The following is a 24,785-nucleotide window of genomic DNA, read 5'->3' as shown; positions in this document are numbered from 1 at the left end:
CTGAACTTCCCTGAGGGCTCGATATGTGCAACCTCTACAACATCACCACCAGCCAGGAGGCGATACGCCAGTGGACCCGCGCCTTGCGCGATAGTCTCGGCAATCTCGAGCCCTCCATCGATATCTACCCCAACCAGCCCGGCCCGGTGGTGCGCAACGCGCCGGACGGGACGCGCGAGCTGGCCAACCTTTTGTGGGGCATGCCGACGCCGATCGAGCGGGTGAAGGGCAAGGCCGACTACGGCACCACCAACATCCGCAACCCGCAATACGGCCACTGGCAGCAATATCTCGGCGTCGAGAACCGCTGCGTGGTGCCGCTCACCAGTTTTGCCGAACCGAGCCCAACGCCGGGCGACAAGGATCCGGATACCGGTATCCAGAAAAACTACTGGTTCGCGCTGAACGAGGCGCGGCCGCTGTTCTTCTTCGCCGGCCTGTGGACACGCTGGCAAGGTGTGCGCAAGGTCAAGGACGGCCCCGGCGAGTTCGAGCTCTACGGCTTTCTGACGACCAGGCCAAACGCCCTGATCGCGCCGATCCACGAGAAGGCGATGCCCGTGATCCTGACGACGCAGGAGGAAACCGAGACCTGGCTGAGCGCGCCGTGGTCGCAAGCCAGGCACCTGCAGCGCACGGCATCCGACGACGCGCTGGTGATCGTCGACAAGCCGGCGACGCAGATAAAGTTTCCGCCGCAGGCGCCACAGGCGCCGCTACAGGGTTCGCTGTTCTAAAGCTTGAATTTCTGCAGCACCCAGATGTAGCCTTTCGGCGGATGATCCTGGTCGATGAACTGGGTCTTCACGGTCGTGTCGGTTCGGCTGCACCGCTTGCACCTGAATCGAATGGTCTCCAGCGGCTTGTTCCAGCCCACCACCTTGGCCACGTCGTTGGCCCGAAAACGCCCGACATGGTAGCAGTGGCCGCACTCGACGATCAGCAGCATGTTGGCCTTCGCGGCACGTCCAACGCTGTCCATCGGCCCGGCCATGGCTCATTTCCGGGTCAAATAGTCCTCGGGAAGCGGAAGCAGGCCAAGATCCGGCATCCGGAAATCGGGCTCCTTCTCCGCTACGCTGGCCATCACCTCATGCAATCTTTCGACAAGTCCGCAAAGCTGCCAAAACAGCTCGCCATGCGCCTTCAGATGCAGTTGCGACGAAAGCACAGTCCTGCGCAGACTGAGAGCGTCCCTGATGATCGCCTCCGCATGCCTCGCCGACAGCCTGTCGAACCGGCTTTTTCGCCTGCCCATCGCGGCTCTCCCCAGTTTGTGAGCAACCCGGCCCACCTCAGACAAATAGGAAGACATTCCTCGCGGAGTCAATTCACACTTGGTAGTTTTGTTCCCGTTTTGTTCGGCTTGGACAGAAACGATTGGAGGCATCGCTATGGTCGTGACGCTGGACAGCCGCCAGGAGGCCGGTATTGCCCACCTGTAGCCAGCCCGTAACTACCAACCAGATCCATCGGGGACAGGCAAAAAAGACCGGCCCCCGACCCGATGCGGACCTTGTGGCATGACCGAACGACGGACGGCTTAGGGTCACAAGCAGAACAGCGGCCCCTACGGCTCGTCCCTCTCATCGCGCAAATTAGACACAACGCGGCGGTTCTGCGACCTGCAGGCGGTGTCGGGGCAGTCGCGGACGAGCCTGTCCTTGCCGTAGCCCTTGGCCCACATGCGGTTGCGGTCTATGCCGCCGGCGGCGAGGTAGTCCATCACCGCATCGGCGCGCTGCTGCGACAGCGCCGTTTCACTTGCGCCGGGATCGTCGGCGAAACCCTGCAGCTTGAGCAGCCAGCGCGGATGCTTTGCTAACCAGGCGATCTGGGTGTCGAGGGTGGCCTTGGCGACAGAATCGAGCGCGGCCGAACCTTGCGTGAAATAGGTGCGGCGGCCGACATTGAGGATAAAATCCTCCTCGCTGCCCGGCTGCACGTTCTGGAAGCCGGCAACCTCCGTGTTGGTGATGTCGGGCGTGGAAGGGGCCAGCGTGTTGCTGGTCGAGCAGGATGCGGCCAGCACTAGCAGGCCGGCGGCGAGCAGCCGGCGCGTGTTTTCAATCATGCGGTTCATGAGGCGCCAATCATTCGACGGAAGCGGGCGCCTGGTCGGCGATGTGCGGCAGGACCTGCACCGCGGTGCCGATTGGGCAGCGCTGGTAGAGGTCGATGATATCTTCCGGGAACATGCGGATGCAGCCGCTGGAAGCGTCGGTGCCGATGCTCCATGGCTCCAGCGTGCCATGCAGGCGGTAGCCGGTGTCGGCGCCGTTGCGGTGCAGATAGAGCGCGCGCGGCCCGAGCGGATTGTTGGACGCGCCGCCTGCGATCATGTGCGGTAGGTCCGGCTTGCGCTTACGCATTTCGGGGGGCGGGACCCATTGCGGCCACAGCGCGCGGCGGTCGATCGTCGCGCGGCCGTACCATTTGAAGCCGTCCTTGCCGACGCCGACGCCGTAGCGGATGGCAGTCTTGTTTTCCATGATGACGTAGAGGAAGTGGTGGCGGGTATCGACCACGACGGTGCCGACCGGCTCGCTGCTGAAATACTTGACGATCTGGCGATGCCATCTCTTGTCGATCTTGGCGAAATTGGTCTTGCGATAGACAAAATTGTTGTCGCTGGCGGTACCGGCGAAAAAGGATTTTGCCGCCGCGGCTTGAGCAATATTGCTGGTTGCACCCACCGCGACCAGCGCCAGGCCGCCGAGCACGACACCCCTGCGTGATAAAACCATCGGCAATATTCCCCCCTGCAAAAGCCTGGCGACCATAGTTGAGAATTACTTCGCCTCAAAGTGGAAAATGCTGCGTTGCTTCAGTCCGCCGTGTCCGGACAGTCGGCAATTTGGCGGCGAATGACCACATTGTGACAATCTTGCCGGGGTCGGGGCGGAATCCGGCCGGCGCATGATTTGTCCAGCCCACAGTATCTGCCATGTCGCATGCCAAGGTCTCATTGTCCCAGCGGCGGCGAGTCGAACTGATCCCGAGTGATCACGGCGCTGGCCGATCGTTACCTGCTCGCAGATCGTGATTCAGTGGCTCGTCGCTCCACGACTGCGCAACAATGACGTCGTTCCATTCACCCCTTGTGCGGACGTTGCAGCGCGATGTCAGGAAGGTCGTTAACGGGTCAAGTTAGGACCGAGCCTGCGCCGAGCTGAATGTCTGCTCACTTACATCTCACATTAGAAGCCGCCCGTCCGCTTTGGCCCCAAGGCTGGCGGGCGGCAATGCGCCCCTTCCTGGACATTATCAAAGCAAGACCACGGGGAATTCTGACCCACTTGCCGAACTGCATAGCCTTCGCCTCGCTGGAAAGTCTAACGCGACTCCGTCATGATCTCCCAGCCCTGTCGATCGACGCTGCCCCAAGCCCGTGGTGCCGACGCAGGTGATGAGGGCAGGCTAGATCAGTGCAGCGGATCCACCCGGCGACTTTCCTTTTTGCGGCTCGAGCCTTGCGCGATATGGGGGACGGCTTCGTGGCCGTTCTGTTGCCGGTCTATCTCCTCGCATTAGGCTTTGCACCTCTGCAGGTCGGCGTCATCGCGACCGCGTCGCTTCTCGGTTCCGCGCTCTTGACCATCGGTTTCGGACTCCTTGGCGCCCGGTACGATCACCGCCAACTCCTGCTTGCCGCCGCAAGTCTGATGGTCGCCACGGGTGCGGCCTTTGCTGTGGTCCACGATTACGCGCTGCTTTTGGTGATCGCGTTCGCAGGCACAATCAACCCATCGGCCGGCAGCGTCAGCGTCTTCGTGCCCTTGGAGCATGCCGCGCTCACACGTGAGGTCACTGACGCCGCGCGGACCAAGATGTTCGCGCGTTACAGCCTTGTGGGTGCGCTCGCAGGCGCAGTTGGCGCGCTCGCTTCGGCAACCCCTGATCTTCTGGCTCCAGTCGGCCTCGACCAACTCACCGGTATCAAGGCGATGTTCGTGCTCTATGCATTGCTCGGCCTGTTCGGGGGCCTCCTTTATGCGCGGATCCCGCGGCGTCGTCCGACGTCGGACGCCGGCACCGCGTCCGCGCTCGGGCCCTCGCGCAATATTGTTTTCAAGCTTGCGGCACTTTTTAGCCTTGATGCTTTCGCCGGCGGCTTTGTCGTCCAGTCGCTGCTTGCTCTATGGCTTTTCGAAAAATTCGACCTGTCGCTCTCGGAAGCGGGCTTTTTCTTCTTTTGGTCGGGCCTACTTTCGGCGTTCTCATTCCCCGTTGCAGCTTGGCTGTCTCGGCACATCGGACTCATCAACACGATGGTGTTCACACATATGCCGTCCAGCATCGCCCTGATGCTGGCGGCGCTTGCGCCGACGCTATCTCTGACACTGGCCCTGCTGCTGGTCCGCGCTGCGCTTTCGCAGATGGACGTCCCGACGCGCTCGTCTTACGTCATGGCCGTTGTCACGGAAGCGGAGCGGGCGGCGGCCGCGAGCTTCACATCGGTCCCGCGCAGCCTGGCCGCCGCAGCCAGTCCCGCGCTGGCAGGCGCTCTGTTCGCTGCCTCGTTCCGGGCTTGGCCCCTCCTCATCTGCGGTGCACTGAAGATCGCTTACGATCTGCTGCTGCTGATGCAGTTTCGGCACCTCAAGCCGCCGGAGGAGCGGTGATGCAGCCGCACCGGTTTGGGGTGTTTAACCAGGATGGGACGGACGATCGATGCGCCGCTCATAGAGCTTCCCCGCAAGCTCATGGTGCCGTTGCTCCAACGCCATCCACCGGGCGAGGTCAGTCCGAACGTCGATCGCGGATAGTTCGGCAAGGATTGCCTTGATCTCGGCTATGATACTCTGGGCTTCTTGGTCGTCGCTGGGAATGATCATGCTCGCCTCCTAGATGGGCAGCAAACCACGGAATGCCCCATTTCGATAGTCCGTCGGGGAACCAAAGGAAATCAAAATGACGCGCTCGGCAGGGTTCGAACCTGCAACCTACGGATTCGAAGTCCGGTGCTCTATCCAGTTGAGCTACGAGCGCATGGCGGGTTGGGAATCGAGCGTTCCGGTGGGCCGACGTGAACAACCCGAGAGAGGGCGGAGGCGATGGCGCAGTTCTGATCACCCGGTCGCTATGGCGGGTCGTAGGTAGTGACGGTCGGCAGCAAACCGTATCTCGCCCTTATTCTCGCCCGCTCAAGTGATTGCCGCCTCGTGGAAACCGGCTGTTTTCGAGGCTACCCGTTGAAATGTTCTGCATATCTGGAAGTACCCGCAGTCAGAGCAGTCGAACTCCAGATAGTGACCGGCAGTTGTGATTGTTTCGCCGCCTTCCTGCAAATCGGGCACGGAGCCGAAAGCTTTGCCATTCCATGTCCTCCCAATACGCTTGAAAGAAACCATACGCGGCACTCACGCACAAGCAGCGCTATTGCATTGATGGAGTTCTTGATCGGCGACTGCCCTTGGCTACCAAGCGCAACGAACGCCGGCGGAAGAAAGAGGCGGCTTAAGGAAGTGACTTGGCTAGATCAACCGATGCCGCTCCTTAGATTCGTTTGCCCGTCGCCTCGTGCCACTGGTGTCATTGGTTTTAGCTCGCTGCGCCGCGTCGCTTTGAGCCCGATCTGAGTTCTTCTTCCTTCCGCTAGCGCCGCCTTCATTCTCCCATCGCTCGATCGCCCTCCGTTCGAGCGCCTTACGCGTCTTAAGCACGTCGAACTCAATGCCGACGCCAGCCGATAGAGCTTCACTCGCGATGGCGTCGGCAAGATCGGCGTCGGAGATTTCCATTTCAGGAAAGATCTGTCTTATTGCTGCTAGGGCTTCCGAAAGAGCAAATGGTTTCGGGTCTCTTTGGACCTCGTTGAGGAAGGCGCTAATTGCGGCGCGCACTTCAGGCTGAATTCGGTGGGTCGGGTCCGCGCTATTCATGGCGATTCTCCCTGGCAATCGTCTTAACGATGCATACGCGTTGAGGGTTCCCCCACGCGCGGGCAGCAGTTCCGTTCGGGGACGCTACCACCGAAGGGAAGATTTATTATATTCAGCGGGTTAATCAGAATTTGGTAGAGGGAAGGGCGCTGGAAACCAACCTCCTGCATTTTCGGCAATTCGCCAACCGTCGCGATCTTGCAATCATCCTCCAGTTACTCATAGCCTGTCATCTCGAGATAGCCGCGCCCGGCATGGGTGCCCTCAAATCGGATCGGGCCTTCCCAATAGGGAAAGCGCGTGTCCATCCAGGCTTGCGGGTTCAGCGCCCGCGTGGTCACATCTACCCCTTTTCCCGGCAATTGCACCCTCCAGCGGATCGGCACGCTGCGTCCCGCGACTGCCGCCGTTTCGAGCGGCGTCACTCTTAGCGCGCCGGGGGCCTGCGGCTGCGGCCTGCCGTCGGCCTTGATCCATGTGGCCGATGTAAAGCCCGCCCCTCCGTCGCGCAGGCGAAAGCCCATCATCTTTTCGCCGCTGTCGAAATGCAGCGAGAACCAGTCCCACCCAGTTTGATCCTCAGCCAGTGGCTGCGAGGACCATTCGTGGTCCAACCACGCCTGACCGGACACCGCAATCACGCCCGCCGGAAGGGTCAGTGTACCGGTCACGTGGTAGAATGGTTGCGAGTAGTAATAGCTCGCCTGCCCCTTCTCGGATTTCACCGAATAGCCCTGCACTCCCTGCGGCACCAGAGGGCCTTTGGCGTCCAGCGCCAGTTCGTAGGAAAACGCCTGTCCCGCCGCACGCAGATCAAGCGCCGACAGCGCATCCGCCTCTGGCAGGGCCCGGCCTGCCATCTGCCAGTTGTCAATCCAGGCCGCAAAGGGCGCAGCCGAAACCCCCGCCTGGCCGATGCCGCCCCGTGCCAGCCGTTCGGCCACGAATTGGTGCGTTCGCGTCGTCAGCCCGGCATGGCCCATCCAAAGCTGCGGACTGGACCAGCCGGACCGCTCCACCGGGGCCAGGGCGGATCGGAAAAGAGTCCATTGCACGCCATAGTCCGTTCCATCCGCAGCTTGCAGGTTGGCGGTCAAATACCACCATTCGATCCGGTAACCGGGGTGCGGGCCATGGTCTGCCGGAAAGTTGAATGCAGTCCCCGGCTGCGGCGCTGAAAACCCGTCAGCCTCTGTGCCAAGTCCAGCAAAACCTTGGCCAAAGGCAGGTGCGGCAAAGCACATATAGATCAGCAATGCTCTAACGCTCATTCGCAAATACCTTCAGCAAATCCGATGGTGAAAAACGCGCCAGGCGCCAGGCAGGCACGGCCACCGCGAATCCGGCCGCCAGCAGCGCGAGCATCCCCAGCCTCGCCCAGTCACCGGGAAAAAGGTGCATCGGCAGGCGCCAGCCAAAAGCCTCCACATTCACCACCGCCAGCAGAACAAAGGCGAGCCCGATACCTACAGGCAGAGCGGCCAGCATGGTCAAGGCTGCCAACAACAAGCCGCGCCAAAGCTCCAGCCATACGAGGTGGCGGCGGGGCAGACCCATGGCCCAGACCGGCGCCAGTTGCGGTAGGCGCATCCCCGACAGGGTCATGAGGCTCGCAAACATCGCCAGCCCCGCGACTCCCAGCGTCAGCACATTCAGCGCGGCTGTCACTCTGAATGTGCGCTCAAACACTTTGAGCGAAAAGACCTTGATCCCGGCCTGGTCAATCACGTTCTGCGCGGGCAGCCCGAATTCCGCCCGCAAAGCCGCAGCCAGTGCTTCGACCTTGCCGGGGGCAATCCGAATGGCATAGCGCAGGCGGGAGACCTCCGGATAGCGCGCGGCCAGAGTGTCGATCCCAATGATCACCTGGCCCATAGGATTGCCATAGTCGGAATAGACGCCGACGATGCTGGCCCGCCAGCCACCGGGCAGCGTGATCTGGTCCCCCAGACCCAACCCTTGGCGCCGCGACAGCTGTTCGTTGATCAGTGCGCCCTCGCCTGTGGCGATCCGGTCCCACACCTCCGGCACTGCAGAGAGGATCGGCCAGTTGTCGCGATAGGTGGCATGATCGGCCACGCCGTATATTGCCGCGGGCTGGCCTGCGACCCGGCCCTCAATGCTCCAGATCGGCAGGACCGCGTCGCTGCGCTGGGCCAGCCAGTCGCGTATCGCCGTGGCCTCTGCTTCGGTGCGGGCGGTCACGTAAAGCTCTGAGGCGAGACGCTGATCGAGCCAGCCGGTGAAGGTCAGCCGAAAGCTCGACACCATCGTGCTGACGCCCACATTGACGGCCAGCGCAAGCAGCAGTGCCATTAGCGCCAATGACAGGCCGGGAAGCTGTTGACGCGTGTCGGCCCAAAACCATTCAGCCAATGGTCCACGCGCCAAGCGGCCGCCAAGGTGCAATATCCCCGTCAGCACGAGCGGCAGCGCCAGTGCCGCCCCCAACAGCAATGCCGCCAGAAGCGCAAAGCCCGCCTCGAGGCTGGATCCGAAGTGTGCAATTCCCGCCGCCGTCAACACGAGCACTATCGCAGCCACGCCCTGCGCGCGCAGTGCCCGCTCCGAAGCCCGCGCCCAGGCCCGAGGCTGGCCCGGCGCAAGCAATGGCAGGTGCCATAGCCGCCAGAGGCTTTGTGCGGCCGCCACCAGCGTGCCGATTACCGCGATGGCCAGCCCCGCTGCCCACACTGCGGGGCGGATCGACAGCGTTCCCGGCACATCGGCCCCGTAAAGCCCGCGCAGGGTGGCGGCGACATCGGGCAAGAGGGCCGAGGCGACTACATAGCCAAGTGCCACGCCCACCAGCCCCGCAAGGAGGGCGAAGGTCAGCAGCTCGGCGATCAGCAAAAGGACCAGCACGCGGGCCGGCAAGCCCAGTGCGCGCAGCGTGCGAAACACCGGGCGGCGCTGTTCAAAAGCCAGACCGATGGCGGAATGCACGATGAAGAGCCCCACCGCAAAGGCAAGAAAACCGAAAGCCGTCAGGTTCAGGTGAAAACTGTCGGTCAGCCTGGCAAGATCCCCCGCTTCACTCGGCTCGCGCAGGGTCAGGCCGGGGGCTGTCACCTCTAGAGGGGCACGGCCAATCGGTTGGTCCGGCCAGAGCAAAAGACGAGAGATCTTGTCCTTTGCCCCAAGCAAGACCTGCGCCTGCCCGATGTCGGTGAGGACTGTGCCAGGCGGCAAACCCTCGGCCACGCGCACGGGAGGTGTTGCTTGCTCGGTTAGTCGTGCCGCGGTTTCCGGAGCTGCATAGAGCACCCCGGGCGCCGTGATGAACGGCAATAGCTCATCACCCACCGCAACATCCACCTGCTGCGCCTGCGGCGGCAAAGTCAGTGGGTCAATGCCGAGGACGCGCAACCGCACATCCCCCAACCGCATTTCACCTTCAATTACCGGCGAAGCCAGCCAGCCTGCTCGCCGTAATCTCACAAACACCTGTTGATCCATCCGAGCCCCGTCCTCACGCACCAGTTGCGCGAGCCGGTCCTGCCCAAGGATCGCCGCTGCACGGTCATAGCTCGCCCGCGCCTCACCGTTGATCGCCTGAATCGCTGACCACAGCGCCGTTGCCAGCGAAAGCCCCAAAAGCAGCATCGCCAGTTGGACAGGACGCCTGCGCCAATGCGACAAGAGCGCTGACAACCCGGTCCACACCATCAAGCCAGCCGTCCCGCGTGCAGGTGAACGTGGGCGTTCAGCCGGTTTGCCAGACGGTTGGAATGGGTAACCATTAACAGGGCGGCACCCGTTTCAGCCACCAGCGACAGCATAAGATCGAGTACAGCGTCCCCTGTTGCCTCATCGAGATTGCCCGTGGGTTCATCGGCCAAAACCAGCCGGGGCCGGGCGGCCAAGGTCCGGCCTATTGCCACCCGCTGTTGCTGCCCGGCCGACAGTTGTTCAGGGTAGCGCGTCAGGACCTCGGCCAGGCCCAGCCGTGCGGCAAGAACTTTCAGCCATGCCGGATCAGGGTGGCCGGCAAGTCGAGCCTGAAAGGCAAGGTTGGCCGCCACATCAAGCGAGGGGATCAGGTTGAACTGTTGGAACACAACTCCAACTGTTCCTCGCCGCAGGGCGGCAAGGGCTGTATCGTTCAGCCCCACGATATTCTTACCGCCAAGGTGGATTTCTCCCGCATCAGGACTGTCGAGCCCTGCAACGAGATGCAGGAGCGTGCTCTTGCCACTGCCAGACTCGCCGGTAAGCGCAAGGCTCTTGCCCGCTTCCAGCGACAGATCGATCCCGTGCAGCACCTGCAACGGCCCCTCAGCCGTGGGATAGGACTTGTCGATCTGGTGCAGCCTCAGCAGCATGTTAACTCCCGAAGGTCCGCGTGCATCTACCACGGCATGCCGGTGAAATCGTGCCGAACAGCGACCTCTTTCATACAGCCTCCAAACCCACTGCCTTAATTGGACAATGGTTTTTTCAGAGGGCTCGCGTTTTGCATCTAACGCGACCTCCACTCGGAATTCGATGTACAATTACGAAGTAGAGCGGTTCTCAGCTAGGCGGGCGGCACGATCAAGCTGACGCTGACGAAGGCCGAGGGTTGCGGCACTGAAGAGAAGAAGGCAGCGCCGGCTGCCAGGGCGCCGCCAGCACGAAGAAAAGGAACGGGTGAAGTACCGCCCGGCCAGTGGAAGACGACCTCGCAACGTTCCCACCAGGGCCGCAATATGAAACGGCCGTTCTGCCACGAGGTCACCTGGCCCCTCTTGGCTAAGCTCCACTGCGAGGCGCTCGCTCGGGCAGGCGTCGACCCAAGGAGTTGGACGAGGTGATCATTGGCCAGGTGCTGACGGCGGGCAGGGGCAGCGTCGATGGGTCAGATCCGCCCGCCAAATCGATCGTTCACCTGGGAACCCTCGCCGCGTGAAAGCCGACGTCCCTGTTGAGGACGTTCCGGAACTACGGCAAGAGATCCGTCACAGCGCGCCCACTTCCGTCCATTGCCATAGGGAAGCTGGCATGTTCGTGGATGATTTTCCAAGAACCGGCGATGCGCCTTAGCACGATGGTTCGCCGGCTCCAGGAGTCAACCTTTGTGCCGTCGGTCTTAATGCCAGTCATGCGCGACAGCCCGAAGGCCACTGCAAGATCGCCATTGATCATGAGCCGCGGGTCAGCCATGTGAACGGTGACGCCGTTGCGCCAAGTTGCAAACCAAGCATTTATCCCTTCGATGTCGCGTGCCTGTTCGCCTCGATAGGCAAGCGGCGGCGGCAGATCGAAAACCACGACATCCGGGTCCATGGCATCGACGTTGGCGCGGGCGTCCCTCCTGGCAATTGCGTCTTCCTGGCCCCGGATGACAGCCAAGACTTCCTTTTCAGACATGTCGTTGCTCCTTCATTTTCTGGAAAGACGAGGCCGGGGCGATCAATCCGACATCGACATCATAATAAATATGGCCGGCCCTGGCTGCTGTTGCATCGTGGTATCAAGAGTGATGAGCCCCTCATCTGCCGGACATCGCATCATCGGGGGCTCTAGTGGCCCACCACGAGTGCCAATACGACTAAGAGCCCGACCAGCAAAGATGCCGCACAGCGGTCGTGCTGTTCCTTCGAAGCAGTGGTTGCAGGAGGAATACCAGACCTCGCCCGGTCAGGTGCTCACGAGGCCGGCTTTGCGAAGGCCATCCACGATCAGCTCGAAATCCTTGCTCGACGCGCCCGTCGTGGCCACCCGGCGTGGAGATGTAGGGTCCAGAGGCAAGTGGCAACCTTCCATTGTCCTGCACCGCATCGTCGCATATGCCTATGCCGCGCGTGTGTGTTCGCGCCTGGATTTCCGCGCCTACTGGAAACTTCAAACGGCCTCCCGCCGATTCTGATCTCCGTGAATTTGGCCCCGAACCTCCGGGACTGAACCCCTTCAATCATACATGTGATAACCGCTGACATCGCGCAGTCGATAGCCGTCTCTCAATAATCGATCGAACTCCTCCTGGTACCCATCGGCTAGCATCTGGTGCCGCGCTTGCCAGGCCGGCCCGTCGGTTTTCTCCCAGATCGCTGCGAAACGAGGCTCATTGCCGGCACGCCAGCCACTGACCTTAACGACGCGATAGCCTTGGGCAGCCAATTCGTTAAATTGTTGCTGATATTGCGCTGTGGTCAAACCATGACGGGCGACCCAAGGGAGCGAGGGCCGCTTTTCCCAGATTGCAGCGTAGCGATCCTGTCCGTTGACGTTGTACCCGCTGACCGTAACAAGCCGGTATCCTTGGTTCGTCCAGCGGTCAAACTCGCTCTGATATGTCGCGGCGTCGATGTTGTGTCGAGCAGCCCAGCCTTCAGAGCGGGACTTTTCAAAAATCGCGGCGTATTGAACCTGCCCGCCGACAGTGTACCCATCAACGTGAACCGGCTTGAAACCGGCGCCTGTAAGGCGATCAAATTCTTCTTGGTAGCGTGCGCCCGACAACCCGTGAAACGCGACAAATTCAGGAGCAGAGCGTTTTTCAAAGATGGCTGCGTAGGTTGCCAGGCCGCCAACGCTGTAGCCGCTCACGTCGACTGGACGGTAACCCTGAGTCGTTAGCTCATTAAAGGTCTGCTGATATTGCGCCGCATTCAGACCGTGGCGGGCCTGCCAGGCCACTCCTTCAGACTTGTCCCAAATTGCCGCGAATAATGACAGTTTCGGGTTTGTGGTGAGTGCTTGCCTTGCCGAGCCCGTGGTGGCAGCACGACAGCACCATTTCTTGCTACCCGTCACGCACGAATTTCCGCTTGGGATGCCCGGCGGCGGTGCCGCTGCAACCTCGCCGGGGCGGCACTCACCGTCGCAGAACGGCGCCGTGCCGTCCCAGCGGCATTCTGAGCCCCCTGATGCAGGACAACACAGCGTCTTCGTACCAAGGGCGCACGGCTCACCAAAGTTTGTGTTCTGTATTCCTGGAAAAGCATCTTTCCAGTGTGGTGGGAGATCAGATGCGCGAAATACTTCGGTTTCCCCCCCGCCACATGCGCCGGCGCACCAAGGCGCCGTCCCGTCCCAGCGACACGATTGCGCCAAAGACGACTGCGGAACCAGGATTATTGACGATACGATGAGAACGGCTTTAAGCGATTGCATGATGACGTCCCTCTGAGTGATGTAACAGATGGCATTGGTCACTGAGCTTTCGGCAAGGCCGGACGCGCCACGGAGTGCGGCCGGTGATGGGATTATTGTTCAATTAACCGACGCTTTCCAGCGTAATGAGCGAGCGCGTTGGACGGCCCATTCGTCGCTACTTCGAGCGGCGGCGCTTCTTGGAGACAAAAATGCGCCGGTGATGGAATAGAAGAGAAAGGTGTTCATCCCAGCTTCTACGACGATCTTCCAATTCCCATCGCGGCTCATCATGGTGACTTCACTCGCCATGATCGCTCAGTCAGGCACGTTGGTCGGCGGTTCGGTGACTCTCGGATTTAGGTCGCGGCTTTGACTTCAGCTGCGTCGTCCTGTTGCGCGGGCTCCCGAAGCAGCTGATTGAACAGCTCAGGCTGATGTTCCTTCATCAAGGCCGAGACGCGAACGACCGTGTCGGTCCTCAACACGTCTCCAGGCCGGATTGCGGTCAGAATCGGATTGATCGGCCCAGGCTCTGCGCTTTCGCTGAACCGCTGGTTGAACTCGGCAACCTTTCCGAAAAACTTCTGGCGAGCTTCCTGCTCGCGATCGAAGAAGCTCTGCGGCACGAAAGTCAGTTGGCCGTTCATGTGAACCGGGGCGGCCGTGTGGATGACGGTGCCGCTAACGAGCTTCTCCTCGACGACGAGGTAGACGACGTAGTTCCGATTGGAGGGCTTGTTGCGAAGCGACACTCGCAGGGAATCCTCTTCCCACGAGGCGCTATACTCGACCTCGACCATTTCCTCCTTTGGTTCGCGACGCTGTCCCTCCCAATCCTTCCGGCCGGGCTCCCACGCGAGGTGGGGAGCGACCTCGTCGAACAGGTCAGAAGATTGGAAGCCAGCGAGTGGCAATACGGCTGGGCCGCCGGCTGTCGCGTTCCAGCTCTCGTCATCGCCCATCCAGCCCAGTGCAGCGAGTTCGGCCTTGACCTTGCGAAGATCGTCCCAGACGCCGAACGCAGGTTTGAGCGGGATCCACCAATCGAACGTATGCGCCTTAAGCTCCACTACGCTGGGTGACTTCCGGATAAGGTCCTCGGGGCTGTTGCCTTCGAACAGCAATTCTTCGTCAAGCGCTGCGGTTGTCTGCTGGAAGACGAGTTTGAGGAAGTCGTCGTCTGGACTCTCGTCCTCATATTGCGGCCAGCGGAAGCTGGCGTAGCCGCGGTCGTCCCAGCGTCCCGAACTGATAGCGTGCAAGGTGCGGAGCTTGATCTTGTAGGAAGGCTGATACAGCCGGCTCGGCGGCTGTGTTCTGACGTGTACCAGCGCGAGGCATTTCTGCGGCTCGCGGGCGGCCTGCGACGTGATGACGCCAGTCATCGGAATGTTGTCGCTCTGCACGGTTACCGTGATCTGCGACTCAGCCTGACGCAGGAGCGTCGGATTCCAGGCGTGCACCGTCTGACTTTGGCTGGGCTCCATGGCCTCGTTCCTGAACAATGCCGCCAGCCTCACCAGCTCCGTGTAACCGCTCATAGAGACGAGATCGGCATAGTCCTTCTCGGCAGCCTCGTTCGCGGCCTTTGCGCACTCATCGGGGTTCGTGATCGTCCAAGTGCCGTCGAACGGGCCTGGGACAAGATTCGCTGGCGGAACCCACCGGAACTCCATCCCGCCATGCTTCGTAGGATGCGCTTCTCCTCGGACATCAGCGATGAAGAGGCTGTCGAGGAATGGACCGAAGAACGCATTGTCGTGATAGCGAAGGTCGAGGGCGCCCACCGGGAAGCGGCTGCATTTTTTCGACACCTTGGGAAACTGGCCCAGGAACGTGTCGACTTCATAATCTGTGAGGTAGACGGATGGAAACGCAAAATGCTCGCGGCGATAATACGTGCGACCCAGGCAGTCGCTGCGCATCTTCTGCGCCAGATCGTCAAGATGCCTGGATAACGTCCTGAGCTCTTCGCGAGCGAAGCCGGTGCTCCGGTACTCCGGCTCGATCGCCCGCAAGACGGTGATGTAGGCCTCCGCCGCGAAGCACGCCAAGGGCACCATCAGACGATGGTCGAATGCGATATTGTCGGGCAACGGGACCCGCCACGGCGCCGCGCCTGGTCCGTGCGGCATGGTGTGGATGAGGTCCTGCATCCACCACCAGACCCGCGTGTGATCGTCCCGATCGAAGTTGGCGACGTAGGTGTGCTGGGACATCAGCTTGTTGAAATTGTCGTTCTCGATGATGGTGTCCTTCAGTGTCTTTTGATCGCCCTGAAGCTCTTGAAGGGACGCCTGCTCACCCCTGACCTTCAACGTGAAGTCCTTCGCAAAATCGAGAAGCTTCTGGACTCCGTTCCTGGCATCGCCCAGGCGATGGGTCTCGATCATGATCTTGATGGAATCGACATTGTTCTCGAGTTCCTCGAACCGCTGCTTCACGAGAAGTTCCAAGGCCGACGGGCCTTCCTTGAAGACGCCGAGCACTTTCAGGACGTCGTAGGCGATGGCCACGGCTGCGAGCACTGGAGCGACCATGCCGGCGATTTTCGCGACGCCCGAAAGAATGTCCAGAATCTTGGTGTCGAACCCAAACTCTAGAAATTTCGCGAGGACTTCTGGATCCTTGTTGATGTCCTTGAGCGCCTTTTGGACGCTCTTGACCGCATCCCGGGCTTTCGCCGGATCGATCGGAAGCCTGAACGGCGGAGAATAGGCCGGGATGTCGGGGAGCGGGCTCTGAAGCACGTTCCCGTCGCTATCGAGATAGATGCCGTTCCCTAGACAGATTGTGAAGGCAGGCTGGGTCATGTGCGCTCCCCCTCATGCTGTTGTGAGTATCGACCTTCAGCAGTTGGGCATTCTAGCAGGGACACCCGTGAAAGGGGAGCCGTCTCTCGATCGCGAGAGCGCCTGCGGGCTGAAACCGGCCGCTTTCAAATGACTGGGCGCGCCTCCGAAGCTGTGCGCCGCAGTCCGCCCGAACCTGTGGCCGATGATACTCTTCCGGCCGCGCGGTACGAACCGCTTCGGGGTTCAGCCTGACGGAGAGGGCCGATCATGTCGATTTTGTCCGGCGGGAGGTTTCTTTTCCAGAGCACATCATGCGATAGGGGCATTTTCGAAGTCGTCATCCCGGGCCCCGAGTTCGGCTCTGGCATTACTGGCGCGACAACGATGACAGTGCCCTTCCCTGGCACGGCCCCAAAAAGTTCGCTGAAGAGTTTCGCTTCACCAGTGTGAGCGTGTGCGAAAGCGACTTAAGAACCCACGGCAATGACGAGCCGGGCAATTTCGAGCTGCTGGCCCGCCGCCGCGACGGGGTCCAAGGACGAAGCCGCTCGCGCGGCAATGGCGCCCGAGCGGCTTCGTCCTTGGTGAAGGTCACGACGATACCACGTCAACCTGGATGTCCGCTCTTGAATATTCGCAGCCCAAGCTGCCGGTCTTCTCCCGGCCCCGCTCCAGTCATCAAGGCGCCGCACAGCGGTCGTGCTGTTCCTTCGAAGCAGTGGCTGCAGGAGGAATACCAGACCTCGCCCGGTCAGGTGCTCATACGAGGCCGGCTTTGCGAAGGCCATCCACGATCAGCTCGAAATCGTTGGGATCCTTGTAGGGCAACACTTTGCGGCGATGTTCCAGAGAATATTGGGGGTTGACGCGAAACACTTCCTGCCACTCGCGACGGGCTTCTTCGAACCGACCCAGATGGCCGTAGCTCGCCGCCAGGAGCACGCGTGAGACGTCGGTGGAAGGGTTACGGACAAGTCGCCGCCTCAGGATCCCAATTGCCTCTTCGTACCTGCGCAACTGGAACATCGCTTGCGCCTGGAAGTGAAGGTACACGTCCGGATAATACGGGTTCAAGGCCATCGCCCTGTCGAAACACCGGAGTGCGTCCTCAGGCTTGCCGGAATAATAAAGTGCGTAACCGAGATTTTCGTGTCCCTCGGCAAGATTTGGCGCAAGAGCGATCAAGCGTTTCGCCGAGCAGATGGCCGCCTCATGCCGTCGCGAATACAATTCGACGATGCCCAGCGCCCAATGTGCGTAAGGATATCGATCGTCGAGCGCCACTGCCCGTGCCGCGAACATTTCCGCTTGTGCCATTGCGTTCGACCACGACGAGCTCCACTGGTTTGCATAGTCCAGTATATTTGCGAACGCGAGGAACGCGTAGGCGGGAGCGAATTTCGGGTCGAATTCGACGGCGCGCTGCAACAGCTCCCGGCCCTTGATGTTTTCCGTTTTCGTGAACCGCCATAGCTGCTCTCGGCCATGAAGAAAGCAGTCATACGCGTCCAGGTTGCCGGTTTGCTCGGTCGCGAGCCGCTGCTGGTCGCCCTTTGGCAGGTTGAGCGCCAGCGCGTCGACAATTTGCTGCGTAACGTCGTCCTGTACGGCAAAGATATCGGTCAGGTTGCGATCGAAGCGCTCCGCCCACAGATGTCCGCCCGTGGTCGCGTCAATAAGCTGCGCGGTGATACGTACCCTGTTGCCGGATTTGCGGACGCTGCCCTCCAGCACGTAACGCACGCCGAGGTTCCGGCCCACCTCCTGAACGTTCACGTTCCTGCCCTTGAAAGTGAAGGACGAATTGCGAGCGATCACAAACAGCTGCGACAGCTTTGAGAGAGCTGTGATGATGTCTTCGGAGATTCCGTCGGCGAAATATTCCTGCTCGGTATCACCGCTCATGTTGGCGAAGGGCAGCACGGCGATCGATAACTGAGACGGTGCCGCTTTCGAAAGCAGAGCTTCCGAAAGTTCGGGGGTCACAGGCGCCTTTGCGTGAGCCGCGGTGCCGACTCGGAGCGAATAAACCCGGATCGGCTCGGCAATGTTCTTGAGCTGGGTGTCGCCGAGATCACTGACCGAAACGTCTAGTCTCGTCTTGACTTGCCGATAGGCATCTTCGGACAGGCAGATGGTGCCCGGGGCAGCGACGCCCTCCAGACGCGAGGCGATGTTGACGCCGTCGCCCATCAGGTCGCCGTCGCTTTCTTCGACCACGTCGCCCAAATGTATCCCAATCCGAAACTCGATGCGGCGGTCCTCGGGCACGCCGGCGTTGCGCTCGACCATGCCATTCTGCACTTCTATGGCGCAGCGCACGGCATCTACCACACTGCGGAATTCGACCAACGCACCATCGCCTGTGCGCTTGACCATTCGACCGTTGTAAACGGCGATGGTCGGGTCAATCAGGTCGCTGCGAAGTGCCCGCAACCGGGCCAAAGTACGATCTTCATCCGCGCTCGCCAGCCGGCTGTACCCGACCACATCAGCGGCAAGGATCGCGGCTAGCTTGCGGCTCTCGCTCACGGGACAATCTCCTCGTATCCACAATAACACGAAGAGGCAGGGAAACATGAAAGTTCGCTGTCCCCATCAAAGCGGTATCCTGCGCTCGCTAGAATTCTACACCCTACGCCGAAGTAAGGCGGCTTCCGGCGCGGCTGCCTGGCAAGGGACGGCCATCGACACCCCTCAATGCCTCTTGAAATACTGCACCTCGCGTTCGTGCTTCTCCGCAGCCTCGCGGCTGTCAAACGTCCCGAGATTGCGGCGCTTGCCGGTCTTTTCGTCCTTCTTGCGCGAATAGAGGCGGTATTTTCCGTCTTTGAGCTTTCTGATCATCTGTCACTCCCCGAGCCGCTGCTTCCCCTTCAGGTTGCGCGCGGCTTGTTCGATCGCCGCCCGGTCGTTGCCCAGCCTGTCGATCAGTTCCTGCGCCTGTTCGCCCGATATGCCGGTGCGCACCGCCAAGGCCTCCACCGTCAGGACGTCGGAGCTCGCGATCTCGCGGGTTTCCGGCAGGGCATCGCCTGCCGTCAGCGGCAGGGCTGCCTCCCTGTCGATCTCGGCCTCGGCCCGGTACCAGTGCCGCTCGGGATCGCCATGGATCCCGCCTTCGCGTTCCCAGATCTGGTATGCGCGCTCACGAATCCTGTCTTCCCGGTCGTCGCCCATGTTGATTCCTCCTTTTGTATCGGATGAACGCCGCGCCAACCCGAACGATCCAAGAAATCTGCGTGATCGTTGGGGAGTCGCACAGGCGCCATCCACTGCGGCCGCCAGCCCGCCCTGCCCTCGCCTAATGGCACTGCCGGCGCGGGCCGCCGGAATAGGGCTGGTAGCTGTTGTCTTCCGGCCGATAGGAGCGGTAGCGGCTGAAGCAATATTCCACGTGGTCGGGTGGAAGCCAGGCGCCGCCGCTTTCATCCAACGGAACGTCATCCATTGGCGACATGTCGGTCGCCTCGACATAGCTGGCGCCATCGTCGGCAGGCTGGGTGGCGCGGTCGGCCGCACCGGCATCGAGATAGGGCGAGATGCAGGGACGCTGCTCTCCGCTGTAGGATGTGTAGTGGTCGTCGCTTGGCCTGTAGGAGCGGTAGCGGCTTGCGCACCATTCCACATGGGCGGCGGGCATCGCCTGCTGCTCGTCGGTTGCCGGCGGTGTCGGCTTGATGGAGGCGGTAGCGGTGGTATCGGGCGCCGAAGCTGCGGCATCGCCAGATTTCGCCGTGCGATCAGCTGGGGCCTGATCAACTGGGGCCTGATCAAATGGGGCCTGATCAGTCGGGACCTCTGCAACCGCTGGGACCTCTGGGACCACTGGGACCTTTGGGATCTCGCGGGCGGGAAGGCGCTCAAACTGCTGCGAAGCGGGGTTCACCTTCCGCGGCTCCCTCGGCCACAGTTCAGCAACGCTGGAAGTCGGGGCGACCGGCCGCACCGGCTCGGCAGAGAGAATCCAGAAGGCGAAGGCCAATCCGCTGGCGAAAACCGTCAGCGTCAGCACGAAGCCGCCAAGTACCGCCGATAAAGCTTTCACCTTGCGCTCCTTTTGCCCCGTCCTCTGTTAAAATGCGAGGCATTCGATCCGGTTCCAAGGAGGCGCGGCAGCATGAACTTCCGTGCGCAAAGGAAGCCCCCTCTCCGTCTCGGCTGCGCCGAGCCACCTCTCCCCGCTTTGCGGGGCGAGGAACCAGGCTTTCAAAGGTCTCCAGCCACCTCCGTATACGCCCTCATCTCACCGTCCTGCCCGCGAATCCGCCACGTCTTGCCGTCCTGCGCCTCGACATGGCACGGGCCGAGCGGTACTTTGCCGCCGCCGTCCGGCAGGTCCAGCACGTAGACGGGGTTGCAGATGCCCGACAGGCGCGCCCGCAAGGCGCTGACCAGCGCCCGTCCCTCGGCAATCGTAGTGCGCCGATGCGCCGTGCCGCGGGCGAGGTCGCCGTGGTGCAGGTAATAGGGTTTGACGCCGAGGCGGTACATCAGCTCGCGGCACAGTTCCTCCAGCACCTCGACCGTGTCGTTGACGCCTTTCAGCAGGACGCTCTGGTTGAGCAGCACGAAGCCGCCCTGCCGCAACGCGCGGCAGGCTTGTTCGGTGGCCGGCGTGATCTCCCGCGCGTGATTGAAATGGGTGACGACCGTAACCATCAGCCGGCCCTGCAGCGAGCGAACCAGCCCTGACGTGACGCGCGAGGGCAATGCGACGGGCACGCGCGTGTGGATGCGCAAGAGCCGCACATGCGCAACCGCCTCGAGGCGGGCGCGGATTTCCGCCAGCGCCTTGTCCGGCAGCGACAGCGGATCGCCGCCAGTCAGGATCACCTCGCGGATTTCGGGGTGGGTCTCGATATAGGCGAAGGCCGGCTCCAGCGCCTCGCGCGAAAAACCGCGGCCGATCGAGCTCAGCGACTCCTTGCGAAAGCAGAACCGGCAATAGACCGCGCACTGGTAGGTGGCAAACAGGAGAACCCGGTCGGCATGGCGATGCGTCAATCGCGGCACCGGGCTGAAGGCGTGATCGGCGATCGGATCGTCGAGCTCGCCTTCCTGCTCGGCCAGTTCTTCGGGCGACGGGATGACCTGAAGCCGGATCGGATCGGCGGGATCGCTCCAGTCGATCAGATCGAGATAGGCTTTTGGGATGCGAACCTTGTGGCGCGTGGCCGCAGCTTGAGCCGCCGCGCGCTCGGCCGGCGACAGCGGCAGGGAATCCAGATCGCGCACCTGCCGCACGCCGGCGCGAACATCGCCTTGCCACGTGGTGTCGTCATCGGCCGCCATGCCGGCGTCGGGGGAGTCGAGGTGAGTCATCGCAGGCTCCTTGATTTCAGGGTTGGATACAGCATTGGAGCCGAGGTGCGAACCCTTGCCGGACGCGCACGAGAAGGCTGTGCTCGCGAAAGACCCCCTCTCCGTCTCGGCTTCGCCGAGCCACCTCTCCCCCGCTCCGCGGGGGCGAGGAACCCAGGCCTTCGAGGGCTGCCACTCGCCATAGGCAATCTTCTTCATGGTGGAGGTGGTGATGTGGAATAGGCGCCGCCTTGCAGAACCTGGGTTCCTCGCCCCACAAAGTGGGGAGAGGTGGCTCGGCGAAGCCGAGACGGAGAGGGGAAGCCCACGACGTAGGTTCGTTTGAAACCGATCAACGCCCGCCTGATTTCTCAGCCCGCCCATCCGGCTTCATGATGATCTCGCGATGCGGATAGGGGATGTCGATGCCGTTTTCCCTAAAAGTGTCCCACAGCGCCAGCAGCACCCTGCCGCGCACGTTGGTCAGGCCTTGCTGAGGGTCGTGGATCCAGAAGCGCAGGACGAAATTGAGCGAGGACTCGCCGAAGTCGGTGAGCCAGCAGACCGGCCGCCGGTCGGCTTCGACCCGGCCGACGCTCATGGCGGCCGCTATCGCCAGTTCACTGACCTTATGCGGGTCGGCGTCGTAAGAGACGCCGAAATTCACGTCGAGCCGCACGAGGTTGTCGCTGAACGACCAGTTGATGACCCTTTGGGTGATGAAGTCTTCGTTCGGGATCAGGTACTCGCGGCCGTCGCGCGTCACCACCGAGACAAATCGCGCCCGCAATTCGCGTACCCAGCCGAAAGTGCCTTCGAGCGAAATGGTGTCGCCCGGCTTGATCGACTTGTCGAGCAGGATGATCATGCCGGAGACGAAATTCGAAACCACCTTCTGCAGACCGAAAGCCAGGCCGACGCCGACGGCGCCGGAGAATATCGTCAAAGCGGTCAGGTCGAGACCGACGGAAGACAGGGCGATAACACCCGCCACCAGCACGAGGCCGACCTTTGCGACCTTGCCGACGAGGACGCGGATCGACGGCGTCAGCTCTTCGGAGATGCGGACGCGCTCGTCGATATACTTGCCGACGACGACCGCAAGCCAAACCGTGGCGATCAGCAGCAGCGCCGCTTTCAGCACCATGAGCGCCGAAAGGCGCACCGCGCCCAAAGGTATTGCGAGGCCGTCCAGGAACGCCGCGGTGTCGTCATCGATGCCCAGGATGACGAGGGCCGCATAGATCCAGGTCAGCCAGCCGAGAGCCCGCGCGACAAAGCGATTGCGGATGATGCGCGACAGCACCGACGCAAACAGCCACGCAAGCGATAGCGAGAGCGCGATATAGATGAAATGGCTCCGGCTTGGCCAGGTGACGGCGCGCATGAGAACGAGCGCGGCAAGCAGGAAGACCGTGAACAGGATCCAGTCGGTGCGCCGCAACAGGGCAACGACGACCCTCAACAGTCCGGGATGCCCCTTAATCTGGCGTGCCCGGTTCTCCACGAGCGGTTCGATGCGCTGCGCCGCGAGCTTGGCGACCAGGAAGAGCGTGACGATGATTGCAGCCTGATAGAAAAACCACGGCGTGACGGCGTAGTCGAACCATCGGCTGGCCCAAGCCAGCGATTCATCGATGGCGTTGCGAAAATCCATTCCCACACGACCGTTATGGACTGGCGACCAGCACAATGTCGCCGGCCTGGTGAACGGTCAAGCCGGCGCTCTGCGCTTCAGCCCCGCGCCACCGGCGCCTCTTGGCCGGTGCGCTCAACAATCAGGTATAGCCGCCACTATAGGAGCGACGCGCGCGGCCAGGAAGCGGCCGCCAGAAACATCAACTGATTGGAAACAACCGCTGAAAATCGCCAACGCGCAACATTGAATCACTGTTACATTAGCTTGCACTTAAATTAGATTTAGCGTATGTATTCAGGTGGCCGGTGATCTACCCCCCAACCGGTTAGGCTCGGCGCCAGTCCCGCCCCCCTCAGGCCAACGACGCCGGGCCGCTCGGCCTTTCTCGCGGCAGCTCAGCTCCGCAATCCAGGCGCCTCCTGCCCCGTTCGCTCGACATACTCCGTATAGCCCCCGCCATAGGTGTGGACGCCCTCGGGCGTCAGTTCCAGCACCCGGTTCGACAGTGCCGCGAGAAAATGCCGATCGTGCGAGACGAACAGCATGGTGCCCTCATACTGCGAAAGTGCCGTGATCAGCATCTCCTTGGTGGCGATGTCGAGGTGGTTGGTCGGCTCGTCCAGCACCAGCAAATTGGGCGGGTCGAACAGCATCAGCGCCATCACCAGCCGCGCCTTCTCGCCGCCCGACAGCACCCGGCATTTCTTCTCGATCTCGTCGCCGGAAAAGCCGAAGCAGCCGGCCAGCGCGCGCAGCGGCGCCTGGCCTGCCTGCGGAAAGGCGCCCTCCAGCGTCTGGAACACGCTGCGTTCGCCCTCCAGCACTTCCATGGCATGCTGGGCGAAATAGCCCATCGTGACGCTGGGCCCGCGCGCCACCGTGCCATTGTCCGGCTCGGACGCGCCGGCGACCAGCTTCAGCAGCGTCGACTTGCCGGCGCCGTTGATGCCCATAACGCACCAGCGCTCGCGGCGGCGCACCTGGAAATCCAGCCCCTCGTAGATCGAGCGGCTGCCATAGCCCTTGTGGACGTTCTTCAGCGTCACCACGTCCTCGCCGCAGCGCGGCGCCGGCTGGAAGTCGAACGACACTTTTTGGCGGCGCTTGGGCGGCTCGACGCGGTCGATCTTCTCCAGCTTCTTCACCCGGCTCTGCACCTGGGCGGCATGTGACGCCCGCGCCTTGAAGCGCTCGATGAAGGCGATCTCCTTGGCCAGCATCGCCTGCTGGCGCTCGAACTGCGCCTGCTGCTGCCGGTCGGCGATAGCACGCTGCTGCTGGTAGAATTCATAGTTGCCGGAGTAAGCGGTCAGCGAGCCGCCATCGATCTCCACCACCTTGTCGACGATGCGGTTCATGAACTCGCGGTCGTGCGAGGTCATCAGCAGCGCGCCGTCAAAGTTCTTCAGGAACTGTTCCAGCCAGATCAGGCTTTCCAGGTCGAGATGGTTGCTCGGCTCGTCAAGCAGCATGGCGTCGGGCCGCATCAGCAGGATGCGGGCCAGCGCCACGCGCATCTTCCAGCCGCCGGAAAGTTTTCCGACGTCGCCGTCCATCATCTCCTGGCTGAAGCCGAGGCCGTCCAGCACCTCGCGGGCGCGTCCATCCAGCGCATAGCCGTCGAGCTCCTCGAACCGCGCCTGCAGATCGCCATAGCGGGCGATGATCGCGTCCATCTCGTCGGCGCGATCGGGATCGCCCATGGCCGCTTCGAGCGCGCCCATCTCGGCCGCCACTTCGCTCACCGGCCCGGCGCCGTCCATCACTTCGGCAACCGCGCTGCGACCCGCCATGTCGCCGACATCCTGGCTGAAATAGCCGATGGTGACGCCGCGATCGACTGAGACCTGGCCCTCGTCGGGCTGCTCTTCGCCGTTGATCATGCGAAACAGCGTCGTCTTGCCGGCGCCGTTGGGGCCGACCAGCCCGACTTTCTCGCCCTTCTGCAGGGAGGCGGAAGCCTCGATGAAGACGATCTGCCGGCCGTTCTGCTTGCTGATGCTTTCCAGTCGGATCATGCTTTTCACGCGCGCCCAAGGGAGTTTGCCCGCGCCAATACGCCATAGGCGGCGCCTGCGGAAG

At 61.9% G+C, this 24,785-nt stretch carries 22 protein-coding genes and 1 tRNA gene; 2 read left to right on the top strand and 21 right to left on the bottom strand.

The features are described from left to right. Window positions 1-23 precede the first annotated feature (23 nt). Window positions 24-737, top strand: coding sequence for an SOS response-associated peptidase (locus tag JG739_RS13395; RefSeq protein WP_202366857.1), 714 nt, complete (start codon window positions 24-26; stop codon window positions 735-737). Here the strand turns inward: JG739_RS13395 and JG739_RS13390 are convergent. The 4 genes from JG739_RS13390 to JG739_RS13375 form a co-directional block, all read right to left on the bottom strand. Continuing rightward, window positions 734-994, bottom strand: a complete 261-nt coding sequence (locus JG739_RS13390) for a hypothetical protein (RefSeq protein ID WP_202366856.1) — start codon at window positions 992-994, stop codon at window positions 734-736. The two genes, JG739_RS13395 and JG739_RS13390, sit on opposite strands and share 4 nt — an antisense overlap. 3 nt (window positions 995-997) lie before the next feature. Further along, entirely contained in the window at window positions 998-1,258 is a 261-nt protein-coding gene (locus tag JG739_RS13385; protein WP_202366855.1) for a hypothetical protein, read from the bottom strand. 312 nt (window positions 1,259-1,570) lie between these two features. Continuing rightward, entirely contained in the window at window positions 1,571-2,083 is a 513-nt protein-coding gene (locus JG739_RS13380) for an OmpA family protein (RefSeq protein WP_027155108.1), read from the bottom strand. A gap of 10 nt (window positions 2,084-2,093) precedes the next feature. After that, window positions 2,094-2,747: a L,D-transpeptidase gene (locus tag JG739_RS13375; RefSeq protein ID WP_202366854.1), complete on the bottom strand. Its 654-nt coding sequence runs from the start codon at window positions 2,745-2,747 to the stop codon at window positions 2,094-2,096. Between the two features lie 735 nt (window positions 2,748-3,482). On the opposite strand from JG739_RS13375, the gene JG739_RS13370 reads away from it, so the two are divergent. Further along, on the top strand, window positions 3,483-4,625 hold the full coding sequence (locus JG739_RS13370) for an MFS transporter (protein WP_244749945.1): 1,143 nt from the start codon (window positions 3,483-3,485) through the stop codon (window positions 4,623-4,625). A gap of 24 nt (window positions 4,626-4,649) precedes the next feature. Here JG739_RS13370 and JG739_RS13365 read toward each other — a convergent pair whose 3' ends face one another. The 17 genes from JG739_RS13365 to JG739_RS13285 form a co-directional block, all read right to left on the bottom strand. After that, window positions 4,650-4,838 carry a hypothetical protein gene (locus JG739_RS13365; RefSeq protein WP_202366852.1) on the bottom strand — a complete coding sequence of 63 codons (189 nt, stop codon included), beginning with the start codon at window positions 4,836-4,838 and terminating at the stop codon, window positions 4,650-4,652. An 80-nt stretch (window positions 4,839-4,918) separates the two neighbouring features. Beyond that, window positions 4,919-4,992, bottom strand: a tRNA-Arg gene (locus tag JG739_RS13360). Window positions 4,993-5,477: 485 nt separating this feature from the next. Continuing rightward, window positions 5,478-5,885, bottom strand: coding sequence for a hypothetical protein (locus JG739_RS13355; RefSeq protein WP_202366851.1), 408 nt, complete (start codon window positions 5,883-5,885; stop codon window positions 5,478-5,480). A gap of 215 nt (window positions 5,886-6,100) precedes the next feature. Then, complete coding sequence (locus JG739_RS13350) at window positions 6,101-7,156, bottom strand: lipocalin-like domain-containing protein (RefSeq protein ID WP_202366850.1); 1,056 nt, start codon at window positions 7,154-7,156, stop codon at window positions 6,101-6,103. After that, window positions 7,146-9,554, bottom strand: a complete 2,409-nt coding sequence (locus JG739_RS13345) for an ABC transporter permease (protein ID WP_202367453.1) — start codon at window positions 9,552-9,554, stop codon at window positions 7,146-7,148. Before JG739_RS13345 ends, JG739_RS13350 begins: the two co-directional genes overlap by 11 nt. Further along, complete coding sequence (locus JG739_RS13340) at window positions 9,554-10,210, bottom strand: ABC transporter ATP-binding protein (protein WP_202366849.1); 657 nt, start codon at window positions 10,208-10,210, stop codon at window positions 9,554-9,556. Before JG739_RS13340 ends, JG739_RS13345 begins: the two co-directional genes overlap by 1 nt. 598 nt (window positions 10,211-10,808) lie before the next feature. Next, window positions 10,809-11,237 (bottom strand): YybH family protein, encoded by a 429-nt coding sequence (locus JG739_RS13335; RefSeq protein WP_202366848.1) that lies wholly within the window; start codon window positions 11,235-11,237, stop codon window positions 10,809-10,811. 540 nt (window positions 11,238-11,777) lie between these two features. Then, window positions 11,778-12,623: a hypothetical protein gene (locus JG739_RS13330; RefSeq protein ID WP_202366847.1), complete on the bottom strand. Its 846-nt coding sequence runs from the start codon at window positions 12,621-12,623 to the stop codon at window positions 11,778-11,780. 459 nt (window positions 12,624-13,082) lie between these two features. Beyond that, window positions 13,083-13,274 (bottom strand): hypothetical protein, encoded by a 192-nt coding sequence (locus JG739_RS13325; RefSeq protein WP_202366846.1) that lies wholly within the window; start codon window positions 13,272-13,274, stop codon window positions 13,083-13,085. A gap of 47 nt (window positions 13,275-13,321) precedes the next feature. Beyond that, on the bottom strand, window positions 13,322-15,778 hold the full coding sequence (locus JG739_RS13320; RefSeq protein ID WP_202366845.1) for a hypothetical protein: 2,457 nt from the start codon (window positions 15,776-15,778) through the stop codon (window positions 13,322-13,324). A gap of 741 nt (window positions 15,779-16,519) precedes the next feature. Then, entirely contained in the window at window positions 16,520-18,292 is a 1,773-nt protein-coding gene (locus JG739_RS13315; protein WP_202366844.1) for an adenylate/guanylate cyclase domain-containing protein, read from the bottom strand. Window positions 18,293-18,457: 165 nt separating this feature from the next. Beyond that, a complete protein-coding gene (locus JG739_RS13310) occupies window positions 18,458-18,607 on the bottom strand; it encodes a hypothetical protein (RefSeq protein WP_127204769.1) in 150 nt (49 codons plus the stop codon). Window positions 18,608-18,610: 3 nt separating this feature from the next. After that, window positions 18,611-18,940, bottom strand: a complete 330-nt coding sequence (locus JG739_RS13305) for a DUF2934 domain-containing protein (RefSeq protein ID WP_202366843.1) — start codon at window positions 18,938-18,940, stop codon at window positions 18,611-18,613. A gap of 124 nt (window positions 18,941-19,064) precedes the next feature. Beyond that, the gene (locus tag JG739_RS13300; RefSeq protein ID WP_202366842.1) at window positions 19,065-19,808 is read right to left on the bottom strand and encodes a BA14K family protein; all 744 of its coding nucleotides are present in this window, start codon (window positions 19,806-19,808) and stop codon (window positions 19,065-19,067) included. A 161-nt stretch (window positions 19,809-19,969) separates the two neighbouring features. Next, a complete protein-coding gene (locus JG739_RS13295) occupies window positions 19,970-21,085 on the bottom strand; it encodes a KamA family radical SAM protein (protein WP_202366841.1) in 1,116 nt (371 codons plus the stop codon). A gap of 331 nt (window positions 21,086-21,416) precedes the next feature. Then, window positions 21,417-22,721, bottom strand: coding sequence for a mechanosensitive ion channel family protein (locus tag JG739_RS13290; protein ID WP_202366840.1), 1,305 nt, complete (start codon window positions 22,719-22,721; stop codon window positions 21,417-21,419). A 377-nt stretch (window positions 22,722-23,098) separates the two neighbouring features. Next, on the bottom strand, window positions 23,099-24,721 hold the full coding sequence (locus JG739_RS13285) for an ABC-F family ATP-binding cassette domain-containing protein (protein WP_202366839.1): 1,623 nt from the start codon (window positions 24,719-24,721) through the stop codon (window positions 23,099-23,101). Between the last annotated feature and the right edge of the window lie 64 nt (window positions 24,722-24,785).

Origin of the sequence: Mesorhizobium sp. L-2-11 (assembly GCF_016756595.1) — a bacterium.
In the GTDB taxonomy this organism is placed as follows: domain Bacteria; phylum Pseudomonadota; class Alphaproteobacteria; order Rhizobiales; family Rhizobiaceae; genus Mesorhizobium.
Note: the sequence above shows the minus strand (reverse complement) of the source record. Positions and strands in the feature narration are given on the sequence as shown.